This window comes from Chromobacterium sp. IIBBL 290-4, assembly GCF_024207115.1.
Taxonomy (GTDB): Bacteria; Pseudomonadota; Gammaproteobacteria; order Burkholderiales; family Chromobacteriaceae; genus Chromobacterium.
Window position 1 is genome coordinate 4,968,150 of the sequence record NZ_CP100128.1, and the last position, 14,159, is coordinate 4,982,308.

At 54.7% G+C, this 14,159-nt stretch carries 8 protein-coding genes; 6 read left to right on the forward strand and 2 right to left on the reverse strand.

All coding sequences use genetic code 11. From position 1 onward, the window contains the following. The first annotated feature begins 120 nt into the window (after positions 1-120). From NKT35_RS23385 to NKT35_RS23395, 3 genes are read left to right on the forward strand one after another with little or no spacing between them, the layout of a single operon-like run. Complete coding sequence (locus tag NKT35_RS23385) at positions 121-2,784, forward strand: type VI secretion system Vgr family protein (RefSeq protein WP_254297664.1); 2,664 nt, start codon at positions 121-123, stop codon at positions 2,782-2,784. Between the two features lie 12 nt (positions 2,785-2,796). Then, positions 2,797-4,992, forward strand: a complete 2,196-nt coding sequence (locus NKT35_RS23390) for a peptidoglycan DD-metalloendopeptidase family protein (protein ID WP_254297665.1) — start codon at positions 2,797-2,799, stop codon at positions 4,990-4,992. Further along, a complete protein-coding gene (locus NKT35_RS23395) occupies positions 4,985-5,653 on the forward strand; it encodes a hypothetical protein (protein WP_189338876.1) in 669 nt (222 codons plus the stop codon). Before NKT35_RS23390 ends, NKT35_RS23395 begins: the two co-directional genes overlap by 8 nt. A 136-nt stretch (positions 5,654-5,789) precedes the next feature. Here the strand turns inward: NKT35_RS23395 and NKT35_RS23400 are convergent, their stop codons facing one another. After that, positions 5,790-5,978: a HigA family addiction module antitoxin gene (locus NKT35_RS23400; RefSeq protein WP_254297666.1), complete on the reverse strand. Its 189-nt coding sequence runs from the start codon at positions 5,976-5,978 to the stop codon at positions 5,790-5,792. 569 nt (positions 5,979-6,547) lie between these two features. Between NKT35_RS23400 and NKT35_RS23405 the strand changes: the two genes are divergently transcribed. Continuing rightward, positions 6,548-10,330, forward strand: coding sequence for an NACHT domain-containing protein (locus tag NKT35_RS23405; RefSeq protein WP_254297667.1), 3,783 nt, complete (start codon positions 6,548-6,550; stop codon positions 10,328-10,330). Between the two features lie 55 nt (positions 10,331-10,385). Here NKT35_RS23405 and NKT35_RS23410 read toward each other — a convergent pair whose 3' ends face one another. Next, positions 10,386-11,081 (reverse strand): NUDIX hydrolase, encoded by a 696-nt coding sequence (locus NKT35_RS23410; RefSeq protein WP_189338875.1) that lies wholly within the window; start codon positions 11,079-11,081, stop codon positions 10,386-10,388. 125 nt (positions 11,082-11,206) lie between these two features. Between NKT35_RS23410 and prs the strand changes: the two genes are divergently transcribed. Then, positions 11,207-12,016: a ribose-phosphate diphosphokinase gene (gene prs, locus NKT35_RS23415; RefSeq protein WP_254297668.1), complete on the forward strand. Its 810-nt coding sequence runs from the start codon at positions 11,207-11,209 to the stop codon at positions 12,014-12,016. A gap of 21 nt (positions 12,017-12,037) precedes the next feature. After that, the gene (locus tag NKT35_RS23420) at positions 12,038-13,723 is read left to right on the forward strand and encodes a nicotinate phosphoribosyltransferase (protein WP_254297669.1); all 1,686 of its coding nucleotides are present in this window, start codon (positions 12,038-12,040) and stop codon (positions 13,721-13,723) included. Positions 13,724-14,159 lie beyond the last annotated feature (436 nt).

Here is a 14,159-nt window from a genome sequence, read left to right on the forward strand (position 1 = left end):
GGCTTGGGAATTACATAAGGATTCACTGTTGTTATCGGCATAGGTCAAGAGATAGGATACAAGGTTTAAGTCTTCGTGCTACCTGCCCTCATCCGAGGGTATTTTTATGTGAGAGAGTTGATGGACCTGAGTACCCTCCTTGCCAGCTTCGCCTCCGCCTTCACCCAGGACCGCCGCCAGCTGACGCTGTCCCTCGGCAACGGCAGCATCGCCGCCGAACAGCTGCTGCCGCTGGCGCTGGACGGCGAGGAAGGGGTGTCCCGGTCCTACCGCTTCACCGTCACCTGTTTGTCGCCCGACGGCGCCATCGAACTGAAGACCCTGCTCGGCCAGCCGGCCCGCATCGGCATCGCGGACGCGTCTGGCGGCGAATCGATCCGCTGCGGCGTGGTCAGCCAGGCGGAGCTGACGGGCGCCGACGGCGGCTTCGCCAAGTACGCGCTGACCATCGAGCCGCCGCTGGCGCTGCTGCGCCACCGCCGCACTTCGCGCGTGTTCCAGGACCTGACCGTTCCGCAGATCATCGAGCAGATCCTGCAGGAGCATCAGGCCGCCAACCCCGCCTTCGCCCGCGGCCAGGCGCTGGCGATGCAAGTCGGCCAAGCCGATGCGCGCAGCTACTGCCTGCAATACCGCGAGAGCGACTACGACTTCATCGTGCGCCTGCTGCACGAAGAAGGTTATGCCTGGCGCTTCGAACATGTGGACGGTGATTCGCCCCAGGTCAAGCTGGTGGTGTTCGACGACGTCTACAGCCTGCCGCCGGCCGAGATCGAGCGCGTGCGCTTCCACCGCAGCGACGCCACCGAGGAAGAAGACGGTCTGACCGAGTGGCAGAGCCGCCGCCAGATCGTGCCCGGCCAGGTGGCGCTGGCGACGTTTGACTACCAGCCGGTGTCCACCCAGCAAGTGGGCGACCAGAGCCGCATCGAACAAGGCAAGGACGGCGCGGCGCTGCAATCGACCTTGCAGGACTACGACCCGCAAGGCCTGTACTACGCCGGCGACGCCGAACAGCTCGCCCGCTACGCCCAGCTGCGCCAGCAGGCCTACGACGCCCAGGCCAAACAATTTGAAGGCGGCGGCACCCTGCGCGGCCTGACCGCCGGCCAGTGGTTCCGCCTGGACGCGCACCCGGCGCACGAAGCCGACAGCGCGCAAGACCGTGAATTCGTCGTCACCGGCCAAACCCTTCAGGCCCGCAACAACCTGCCGCAAGACCTGGCCAAACAGCTGAGCCTGGCCGCGCCGGGCCTGCTGGCGGCAGGGCTCGCCACCGACGCCGTGCCGTTGGGCGAAGACAAGGCCGCCCCGTTCACCACCCGCATTCAAGCGCAGCGCCGCGGCATCCCGTTGACCCCGGCCTACGCCGGCACGGCCCAGGCCAAACCCACCTCGCGCGGCGTGCAAACCGCCACCGTGGTCGGCCCGGCCGAGCCGAGCGACCAGGTGGCCGACGAGATCTACACCGATGGCCAGGGCCGCATCAAGGTGCAATTCCACTGGCAAAGGCCGCAGGAACACGCCCAGTTCGGCGCCAATCTCGACGACAAATCCAGCTGCTGGCTGCGCGTGGCCATGCCCAGCGCCGGCGTCGGCTTCGGCCACCAGTTCATCCCGCGCATCGGCCAGGAAGTGCTGGTCGACTTCATCGAAGGCGACATCGACCGCCCAGTGATCACCGGCGTGCTCTATAACGGCAGCCACCCGACGCCGGACTTCAGCGGCGCCGGCAGCCTGCCCGCCAACAAGACGCTGTCCGGCATCAAGTCCAAGGAACATCAGGGCGGCGGCTACAACGAACTGCTGTTCGACGACACCCCGGGCGAAGTGCGCGCCAAGCTCAGTAGCGAATCAGGCAAGACCCAGCTGAACCAAGGCTTCCTGACCCACCCGCGCAGCAACGGCAAAGCCCAGCCACGCGGCGAAGGCTTCGAGCTGCGTACCGACCAGCACGGCGCCATCCGCGCCGCCCACGGCCTCTTGCTGTCCACCGAAGCGCAAAACGGCGCCGGCGGCAAACAGCTGGCGCGCGAGCATGCGCAAAGCCAGCTGCAGTCGGCCGTCGCGCTGAGCCAGGCGCTGGCAGAAACTGCCACCGCTCAACTCGCAGATACGATGGAAACGGGACCGGATGGCATTGGCGACGATAACGCCAAGAGCGGCAAGAAGGACAAGGGACATATCCAGCACCAACTGGATGCCCTGGCTGCTTGGGAGGCGGGATCGAACACGGACAAGGACGGCAAGACTGCCAAGGATCAGGCAGGCCAGCAACCACAACTGATTCTGTCAGGCCCTGCCGGTATCGCCAGCGTGACCGAGCAAAGCCAAACGTTAACTGCCGGCACGAACCTCAACCTCGTCGCTCAGCGCGACGCTAACCAAACCACCGGCCGGCGCTGGATTCACAATGTCGGCAAGAGCATCAGCCTGTTCGTCGCCGGGGTGAAAGACAAGGTGGCGATGAAGCTGATCGCCGCCAAGGGCAAGGTGCAAATCCAGGCACAAAGCGACGCGATGGAGATCACGGCAGACAAGGATGTGACCATCACATCCTGCAAGGAGAGGATCGTCGTCAATGCCAAAAAGGAAATTCTGGTAACGGCTGGCGGGGCTTACTTTCGCATTGCGGACGGCAATATCGAAGTGCATGCTCCCGGCACGGTAAGCGTCAAAGGGGCAAGCCACGACTTGAACGGGCCGGATAGCATGAACGTCCCGCTGCCGACGCTGCCCAAAGACAAATACACTCCACCCAATTCTCATCCGTTCTCGGAATAAGCGGATATCAGCATGATCATCAGTCCCCCGATTCTCAAAACGCCCCAAGGCACGGCCACCGATGAACAGTGGCTGGCTGGTTTGATGCCGTTTACCTCTCGCGGAGGCTTTCCTATCGCCAGCCGTATGGCCTGGCATGGGGGCCAACATATCGAGCATACCGATACCGGCGCGCATGGCGAGCCGGTTCGCGCGATTGCGGATGGAGTGGTGGTTTACAAGCGAGACCCATCTCCTGATGCGGACAAGAAGCCTTTGGCCTATCAAGGAGAGACTGACAATGGCTGTGTGGTGATCAAGCACAGCACAGAAATTGGCGAAGGACCAGACGGGCAAGTCGAGTACTACTCGATTTATATGCATCTCAAACAGGTTTTCGTCAAAAAAAAGCAGCCGGTCAATCGCAAGGATAGTTTAGGCAGCGTCGGAACCTGTAACGGGAACAATGCCATCCATCTCGAAATTATTTGCGACGATGCCAATCTGAAAAAAATCGTCGGCAGAAGTTCAGGCAAGCTGGATATCAGCAAGGATGGGCGGGACAAGATCGTCTACGGCGATATGCATTTCTATCTGCCGCCAGGCACACCGTTTTTTGCTTCTATTGCATCGCCACAAGCCCCCGCAGGAAGTGGCGCTGCCGTTCATACCTCCACTGTCCCTCTGTTTGTGACGATGCGTTTTGAAAATGGAAAATGCCTCTTGGCAACACGGCAAGAAGACCCACAACAAGAGGGTTTATACATAGAGATCGGCCAAGAGCTACCGGAAAAAGACAGCGAGTACGAATATAATCTCTATGCTAAGGCAAACAAGCTGGCAGATGCTTTTCATATTGCTCCTAGCGCAACCTATGAACTGCTACGTTTTGGCAGGGTGATCAATACAGAGCATGAGACCCCCATTGCTCCAGGTACAGTGCCTCATTGGCACAAGGTAAATTACCCAGGCGGACAAGGATGGGTCAATCTAAATGCGATTGGGGTAAAAAAATTTAGCGATGCTGATTTTCCTCACTGGATAGGTTGGGCACTAATTAATGATGACCCTACACCGGATAGCCAGTGCAACTCCCCAACGCTAGAGAACTGGATTGTAGGAAATACAGGGAAGAAACTAAATAAGGACGCTCTTGCTTCTGCTATTGCCGATGAAAAAATTCAATCCAAACTCTCTCGTACCATATGCAAGTTCCCAACAGAATGGGAAAAAGCGCAACTGGACACGCGTTATGGCTGGCTGAAGCAGAAAAGTGACATCCTTGATGAGCCCATGACGGACGAAAAGTATGCTGAGTTCAAAGCGTACGTTGAAGCCCTTTGCTTCTGGGATGAGGCGTCTATAGGTATAGATAGCAGCCATTGGCATCTTTGCCCAAGGATGTTTATCTTGCAATTCAGGAAAAATGGCTGGCTAAGCAAGGCTGAGCTCGCCAAAGTATATCCAGACAAGTTGATTCCAAAGATGTCTGGTCAAACTCCTGAGCAATTGCGCGAGCAATACAGACTTCACCTCAATAAGGTTGCCAGAAAATACCTATACAACACACCTGTTAAACTTAGCCATTTTTATGGGCAGGGTGCAGTAGAATCTGGACTATTGACCAAGATGGTTGAGCAAAGTCAAAAACAGGACTACGTTAACAAAAAGGGCCTAGGAATAGAACCTAAATCTCTAGTTTCAGAGAAAGTTCTTGGTCACTGGTATGGTACTACCCCTAGCGAACAAGATTTATACTATTCCAAAGAAAAATATAATAGCAAGGGGATTAGAATTACAGGATCCTACAGTTGGCTTAATGGAAACTGTGGCGATGTAGATGCACAAAAATTCAGAGGCAGAGGATTTAAACAGCTAACGGGTCGTTCTAACTATGCAGCCTACTGGGTGTATCGCGGATACCTGAAAAAAAGTCAATTTGATGATGGCTGGTGGAATGATCACGCTTACAAAAGCAAAGATGCCAAAGCCATGAAAAAGCGTCCTGCGCCAATAGATGACCCACAGAGAATATCTATAGATGATTACAACTGCATCGATGCAGGAGGTTTTTACCTTGCATTTGAGCGGCCAAAATCTTTAAAAATTATGGGGCAACGCGGCCCTGATGCAGTGCGACTGATCACTTTAGCAATTAATGGAGGCGAAATTGGACTTCCCGATAGAAAAGCACATACAGCACGTATTGAAAAAATACTCCTTGAATAGCCTTGCTTGCATAGCATTTATTGCTTCCGGAATAGCCTATGCAGACAACAGTTATCAGTTACCGATAAGTAGCGGGTATACTTTCACTGCGGCCTCGAGCAATACTGTTATGGTGACGGGAGCTGGCAAGAAATGTACCATCACAAACTTAACGGCCTCAATGGGATCCGACCCCAGACTCCCACCAAGATTAAGCAATGATGGCGAGTATGTAATACTATCCGAGCATGACTATATAGATAAAAATGAACTTACCTCCTGCACCAACAAAATCAAAGCCCAATCGATAAAGAGCTTTCTATTTGATATAAACAAAAGCAAAGGACTAGTGCTCAGCGCAGACATCTATTCAGCCCCCCCCGATGGGTACTTGGCAGAACTATATGATATAAAAACAAAAAAAGACGTGATACAGGCCAAAGGTTTTTTTGATAAAAAAACGCCTGCAAAAAAACAACTAGAGAATGTATTCAGCCTAACTGGCAATGGAATCATCTCAAAAGACGGACAATATGTTTCCGTCAATGGCGATCCCGACTGCACCGGCGACTCGTACCCTGGAGTGTATAACTTAAAGACAAGAAAATTAGTAAATAGAACTACACTGGGCGGACTTGATGGTGACGCTTTAGATGCCGCCTGCAAGAAGCTTTTTGAATAGATTAGCCCAAATCTAAGGCGGTCAAGCAAGGTACAGCCATCGTGCTGGAGATGGGTCAGGCTGACAAGAGCTTTTCGACATTCGGACGCGGCTTCTGCTTGGCCTGCCAAAGCTCCCAGGCAGTCTGCATGCCGAGTCACAATTCTGGACTCGTACCCAAGACCTCGGCAAGTCGCAACGCCATATCTGCGCTAATCCCAGCATGGCCGTGCAGAATCCGCGACAAGGCAGCTCTGGTCACTCCCAGCTTACGGGCAGCTTCCGTCACGCTGACGCCTTCGAACCATTCTTGCAACACCTCACCTGGGTGTGCAGGGTTGTACATGCTGCTCGTGCTGAAAACTCCTAGCAATAACCTTGACTGCTCCGAATCTAGTAAAGCATGCGAGCTCCCGCCTGGTTAGACCGTGCTTGAGGGTTTCGTGCTTGGAAAATATTTTGCTTTCTGGCGCACCAAATCGCTTCATATTGGCAGACGATAACCATTCATGACAAAATCCTAAAAAGACTATTATCTATCAAGACTCACCCCTAACAATTGCGAGACCAGCTAGAAGTTGCAGGAGACAAGCTCTCGTTACTAGCCTTATTAATTAATGCAGCAGGATAAATAAATTTCAAAATATAGCGATTTAGTGAATCCAGGCCATCAATTCGAAAACACTGTTGAAATTCTTGAAAGCACGCTACCATCATTGAGAAATCCAAGACTACTGCATAAAGCTCATCCAACCTTAATAATACATTCCAGTTCCTAAATTGCGACCCATGCCCTTTGATCCGAAATCACTTTTAGTCATGCTGACTAACCTTTGCCGCGATCAAATACATCAGGCAGGACAAAGGTATACACCCGGCATTGACCCTAGTGCGCCAAATCTTCGGATTGCGGACTTGTCCATTGCCATCGACAACGTCGCATGTGGTGATGAAGCACGAGCACGCTTCCTGTCGGTCCTCAACGAATTCACTGAAGCTTGGCAGAATGCCAAGCAACATAGCCAACGACCAGCGGAAATCGAGCAGCTGGTTGTCGCCGCAAGTGCATCATTGCCGGTAATGATGAACCGCCTACGTTTGCGCGATGCCGCTGCCGCCGATGAATGGATAGTTAGGCTGTCACAAGTCGATGCCTGCTTGATCGATGATGTCGCCTATTGGCAAGCAGAGGAAGCCAAGCTTGGCTCCAACGACGGGAGCTACTCTTCTGTACGTAGTTCCGTGCGTGGAAATATAAATGCGCTTAACCGTTGTGTACGCATTGTCCGCGATGAGGCTGAGTACGCGGCCAGCCCTTCATTCAAGTTGCTCTTCGATCCGATCCTTCTGATTAGTGGTGAGTGGGGAACAGGAAAGACGCATCTGCTATGCGATGTCACCAGTGAACGCCTTCGCCGTGAAGCCCCCACAGTCTTAGTCCTAGCAAAGAACTTCGAGGGCAACGTGCTTTCAGATATTTGTGCACGCCTCGGAACCGAGATTTCGGTCGAGAACATGTTCGCTGAACTGGAAGATGTCGGCCAAGGGGTACAGGGACGAACTGTTTTCATCGTCGATGGCGTAAATGAAGGACGTCGACGCGAGTGGCGACAGGCGATTGCTACCTTGCTCTCGCTCGTCGCAGAGTATCCCAACATAGGATTGGTCGTGACATGCCGGACTCCATTCGAGACCATAGCCATCGGCAAGTCAGACTTGGGGGAATTTCATCGCCTTCAACACTACGGTTTCGACGACCAAGAATTCGATGCACAGGCTGCATTCTTTGAATACTACAAGTTGCCACTGCCGGAAGTTCCGCTGTTGGATCGTGAGTTCTCGCGCCCTCTCACACTGAAACTCATATGCCAATCGTTGCAGAACCTGTCAGGCAAGAAACTGGCAAAGGGCTTCGCAGGTATCGCCTCTGGGCAGCGCGGCATGACGTTCGTCTTGGAGTCATTCGTCAATCGTGTTGGGCAGCCTATCGAAGACCAGTTCGGGCTACGGGGCAAGGGGTGCTGGATATTGCTGAAGGGTGACGACCAGTTCTCTGACAAGCGAATTTCTGGTTTTGCTCCTTGCATGGCAGCGAACCTCCGCAGCTATGTTTTCCCGTCAGAAGCAGACCGAATTGTTGCCGCGAGCTACCCGACACTGCGACCTGCTCAACGACACAAGCTTCTAGAAACGATGCGCACGAGTGGGCTCATTGAAGAGGATGTCATCTGGTACTCAACGCAATCTGGACAGCACAGATCCCGAGTGGTGTACCGCTTACCCTACCAGCGGTTCAGCGATCACTTGATAGCTAGGCACCTGCTGAGGGCATACCTAGATGTGTCGTCGTCAGCGGCAATCAAGAGAAGCTTTGCTGACTCTTCTCCGCTCGGAAGCATCTTCCAGCTAACCAATCGGGACTTCGGCCATTATGCGGAGCCCGGTTGGGCTCAAGCTTTGATTACCGAGTTTCCGGAGCGCGTAGGAAATAAGCTGCCTCCCGGACACCGAGAACTCTTCTTTGCGTTGCCACCGGGTGCCCAAGACCTGAATGCGTACTTCGAGCCATTCATTGAGGGCTTGTTCTGGAGAAATCCGACCTCGTTCACAGAAGGCACGCGGACAGTCATCAACAAGTACTTGGACGCAGGCTCCGAGTCTTGGGAGCGGGTCGTGGATGCGCTGGCGGCTGTCGCGACTAAACCCAGCCATCCCTACCATGCTCAACGGCTATACAAGTATTTGTCCAGTTACTCGATGGTCGACCGAGACCTGTACTGGTCCGAATATCTGCGAAGAAGATACGCATCGCCCACTATCCATCGGCTGCTGACATGGGCAGAAAAACTAGACGCCGTGAACATGACTCGCGATGCGGCAGCCGAACTTGTGGTGTTGTTCTCCCTGGTCCTGACCACCGTCGTTCGCAGTGATCGAGACCTCGCGACCAAAGCTCTCGTACTGATTGGAGAGCAACACCCTGACGTGCTGTTCTCTCACGTTGTGACATGCCTAGACTTCAACGACCCATATCTACCGGAGCGGGTTCTTGCAGCCACCTATGGCACAGCACTGTCGCTGGTCGATTCGGAAAATGCAGCTTCGTTCCAGCCGCTACTTGGAGATCTGGCTCAGAAGGTTTACCGGAAAATGTTCGCACCTCGTGCTCGCCACGCGACGCACCACACACTCATGCGAGACTACGCGCTGGGCATCATTGAGGTTGCCCAGCGAGCGGGGTGTGTAAAACTGCCGAAGACGGCAGTCGGCCACCTCAGTCGACCATTCTCGAATACCCCGTCGCCATTTACCAGCGACGGAACGCCTGATGACTCGGTCACAAATGCCATTGAGGGTTCCATCCAGATGGATTTCGGTAACTACACCATCGGTGGCCTAATACCAAACAGAGCGAACTACGATGGAAACAAACCAGACTATGTAAGGACTCGGGCGAAGATTGAGCGGCGTATTTTCGATCTGGGTTACAGGAGTGACCGGTTCAAGCACATCGAATCCGAGATTGGCCAGAGCTCCCGGAATGCTCGTGACGAACACAAGGTTGATCGTTATGGGAAAAAGTACTCCTGGATCGCGTACTTCGAGATGTGGGGAGAGCGCGATGCGAACCGGAGACTACCGGATTGGCGTCAGGGTAACCGGACGGCCGACTGCGGTGTAGATCCCACTTTTCCCAAATTGCCCCCTGATTGGACACCGCCCTTGCCTGATCTATTCGGCCCGCCTGCAGCGAGCACGAAAGATTGGGTCGCCGGCGGATTCACTCCGAACTGGCACTCGCTACTGGTGGTTCCCGAGATCAACGGGCACCAAGGTGAATGGGTACTTGTTGAAGGATTTGTCCAAGGGACAGACAGAGAACATGATCGCAAGCTTTTCGCCTTCCTACGAGGGATGTTTGTAGCCAAGAAGGATGTGGACACGCTCCGGTCGAAATTCCTGTCGATTGACTATCCGGGAAATAATAAGATCCCAGAGGGAGCCGATGAGCACTATCTGTTCGCAGGAGAACCGGGCCATCGCCATAACTTCGCCCGACATCTTCTCAAACACAATGGTAAATACCGCCGCCAGACGACGGAGGCATTCGATGAGTACGTGCGTGACTACAGTACAGGTGAAAAACAGTCTCTGGTAGTCGAGATTGCTTCAATGTTAGGCGAGGCAATAGGTAACCAAGAAGCATCTGCCCATGAATTCGTCATTCCAGCCACCCGCCATATTCCCGGTATTAGGGCCGAGCTGCCATCTATCCATTTTGGGTGGGAATCCTACCACTCGGAGCAAAACACCTTCTCAGGTTTTGACATTCCCGCTCCAAGCCTGATCCAACGCCTTGGTCTCTCCTGCTGCAAACGCGAAATCGACTTCTTCGATCCAAGCGGCCGTCCGGCAACGATCTATAGACAGGCGGGCGAAGGCTTGTCCGGAGATAAGCACAAGCTGCTCTACATCCGAGCCGACTTGCTTCGCCACTACCTCAAGGAAACCAGACAGGTTCTTGTCTGGTGCAACTGGGGCGAACGTGACTGGTTAACGAAGATGAGTGGGTACAACGTACTTCCGAACAAGGATAGACAACAAATTTTTCAGGCTTACGGGCACATTCATCGAGTCTTTTCCCAGTGGTCTGCCAAAGACTGCGTCGTACTGTATGAATCGCCCCCACCACCGTAGACACCCCGTCCGCCGCAGAAAATCCAGGAAGTGCGACTCGGTAAGCCCTTCCGGACTACCACCAAGCCCGCCGGAACAGGCTCAGCTGATTCACCCTGAACAAGCGAGCCGGCCGTTGGCTCCCGCCCAAGAAATCCTCCGTAGCCACCAGTATGTTTGCGTCATCGGCAGCTTCACCGGCCGGCACCTCGCCAACCTTGATCCCCAGCCGGGAACGGAAGGTGCCGCGTGATACGGTTTCGCCGAAGATCTGTTCATATACGCGCTGCAGTTGAGTCAACGTAAATGTCTCTGGCAGCAGCCAGCACGGCAGTGTCGAATAGCTGGCCTTGTTGCGCACCCTCTGCACCGCCTCAGCCACCTGCTGCGCGTGGTCGAATGCCAAGTCGGGGAGCTGGTCCACCTCATAGAAGTGGAACACCCCTTCTGCTGCCGATTGCAGCTCCTCTACCGGCATCAGCGCCACATAGGAAATGGCGACGGACCAGCCGCGAGGATCGCGGTCCCGCCCCGCAAAGGTGCGCAGCTGTTCCAGATAACGGGGACTGAGCCCGGTTTTCTGCCGCAGCGTGCGAATAGCCGCCTCTTCAAGAGTGAGGTCCTCATCCACATGGATATACCCTCCCGGCAGCGCCAGACGATCCTGAAATGGCGCGCTATTCCGACGGTGCAAGGCGACCTGCAGTTTGTTGTCGAACAGGGTAAGCAGCACGATATCCACGCTGACATCGGGTTTCTGATATGGAGCCATGGCGGCATATGTCCCTGTTTGTTGCGGCAATGCCAAAATTCTTTCACACATAGTTGCTAATTTCAACTAAGAAGGCGTACACTGCAATCAAGTTAGTCGATAAAAACAACTAAGTGGAGCGTGAAGTGAAAATATTCAAGATTGCAAACGGCAGTCACAGGCTGCCGGTATCGCTGCAAAGCCTGGTCTTTCCCGGAGGCGAAGTACACGTCACGGTCGAAACCGATGTCCCCGGCGAAGCCTTGCTGATTGATGCCCACCTTCCGGATTCGGCAACCATCATGACCTTGCTGCTGGTAACCGACGCGCTGCGCCACGCTTATCCCGGCACGCCGATCACCCTGCGTCTGCCCTATGTGCCCTATGCGCGCCAGGACCGGGTGGCCAATCCGGGCGAAGCGCTCAGCGCCAAAGTGTTTTGTCAGCTGATCAATAGCCAGCAATACCAGCGCGTAGTGATTCAAGACCCGCACAGCGATGTGGTGTCGGCGCTGCTGGACCGCGTCGAAATCGAAGATCCTCTGCCCGCGCTGCGTGAAGTCATCCGGCAAACCGGCCCTGTCGCCCTGGTGGCGCCTGATGCCGGCGCGCGCAAGCGCGTACTGAAGCTGGCCAAATCATTGGCGCTGGACGTGGTCTTCGCCGACAAAATCCGCGATACCCACACCGGAGCCATCACCGGCACCCAAATCGCCTCCCCGCTTCCTGATCTCCCCCTGCTGGTGGTCGACGATATTTGCGATGGCGGCCGCACCTTCACCGAGTTGGCCGCGGCCCTGGCCACGCAACAGCAAACGCAGAGCCAAGACCATCCGCTTTATCTCTTTGTGACGCACGGCATTTTCAGCAAGGGCCTGGAGCCTCTGCTGTCCTGCTACCACGGCGTCTTCACGCGCAACAACTGGACCCAAGACGACCGCTGCCAGCTGGTTTGAAACCTGATATTGGAAACTGAGATGAACACAAACACCCCTATCGCTGAAAAAAACGCCCTGGTTCCATTCAATCTTGCCGACTTCTACAAAACCGGCCACCCCGCCATGTACCCGCAAGAAACCACCAAGCTAGTGGCCAATTTCACGCCGCGCTCCGCCAAGTACGCGCAGGTGCTGCCGGAACTGTTCGACAACAAAGTGGTGTGGTTCGGCCTGCAGGGTTTTATCAAGGAATACCTGCAAGAGCTGTTTCAGAAGGAGTTTTTCGCCAAACCCAAAACTGCCGCCGTGCGAAAGTTTCAGCGCCGCATGGATACGGCCCTAGGCCCTGAGGCGGTGCCCGTCAACCGGCTGGAAGCCTTGCATGACTTGGGCTATCTGCCTCTAGAAATCCGCTCTCTGCCGGAGGGTGTTCGCGTAGACATCAAAGTGCCTCCGATTGTCTTCATCAACACTCACCCCGGCTTTCCCTGGGTAGCCACGTATTTCGAAACCTTATTCAGCTGCGAATCGTGGAAGCCCTCCACTGTCGCCACCATCGCTTTCGAATTTCGCAAACTATTGAGCTATTTCGCCAAACTGACCGGCGCGCCGCAGGAATTTGTCGGCTGGCAAGGGCACGACTTTTCCATGCGCGGCATGAGCGGCGTGCACGACGCCATGCGCAGCGGCGCCGGCCACCTGCTGTCCTTCACCGGAACAGACACCATTCCGGCCATCGACTATCTGGAAGACTTCTACGGCGCCAATGCCGATCAAGAGCTGGTTGGCGGCTCCATCCCCGCATCGGAACACAGCGTGATGGCACTGCGCATCCTGCTGACCCAGCAGCGGCTGGCTCGCGATCCGGCCCATGCCCACCTGGACGCCAAGGCCATTCGCCGCCTAGCGGAACGCGAGGTGATTCGCGAGTTCGTGACCCAGGACTATCCTGCCGGCATGGTCTCCTTAGTTAGCGACACCTTCGATTTCTGGAATGTCATCACCGTCATCGCGAAGGAACTGAAATCCGACATTCTGGCTCGCCAAGCCAACGCGCTAGGTATGTGCAAAGTGGTGTTCCGACCCGACTCCGGCGACCCGGTACGCATCTTGACCGGTTATGCCGACGATGAAGTCCGGGCAGATGCCGAAGCTGGCGGGTATGAGGTCATCGCCACCGGACAACACATTACCGATGCCGAACGAAAAGGCGCGGTGGAATGCTTGTGGGACATTTACGGCGGCACGGTCACCGAGAACGGCTACAAGGTGCTGGATTCGCATGTTGGACTGATCTACGGCGACTCCATTACCCTGCAGCGCGGCCGCGACATCATGCTGCGCCTGGCGGAAAAAGGCTTCGCCTCTTGCAACATCGTCTTCGGCATCGGCTCTTTCACCTACAACATGCTGTCCCGAGATACCTTCGGCTACGCGATGAAGGCCATCTATGCCGAAGTAGACGGCGAGTGCGTGGACATTTACAAAGACCCGGCCACCGACGATGGCACCAAGAAGTCGGCCAAGGGCCTGCTGCGGGTAGAGCAAGAAGGAAACCAGTATGTCCTCTATGAACAGCAAACCTTGGAGCAGTTTGATAGTGGCGCGCTGCAAACGGTATTCCGCGATGGGGAGTTGCTGATCACGCAGTCGCTGGCGGACATCCGAGCTAGACTACAAGCTTCGTGGACTTGCCCCGAACCGGGCGCCATCGCCTGGGGCTAACAACACATGGATTCGCTCGTGGCGAATGTATTACGTATTTTGCAGGATCTTCGTGGAAAAGTAGGATTTTTTCACTAACTCTGCACACGAACCTCTGCCACAAGTGTTCATGCAAGTGAAAAAAGCCTTACCAGACAAGGAAGGCTTTTTTCACTAACTTTGCTTCCCTACATGTTGTGTAGGGAGGCAAAGTTATTGACAACTCAAGGCAAATAAATTGCAACTCGCTTCGACTCGATAAAAAAAGCATCCCACCAAAACCCAAACGGCAAATTCAATGACATGCCGTATCAAAAATACAACACAGAATAGATTTCATCTGTTCTGTGTTTTTCATTTCAACTCAACAGCAGAATAAAAAGCAAAGCCTGCCAATCTACCCGATATCCAATCTCCAATTTACACCTCAGTAACTCATTGAAAATTCCCTGTTATC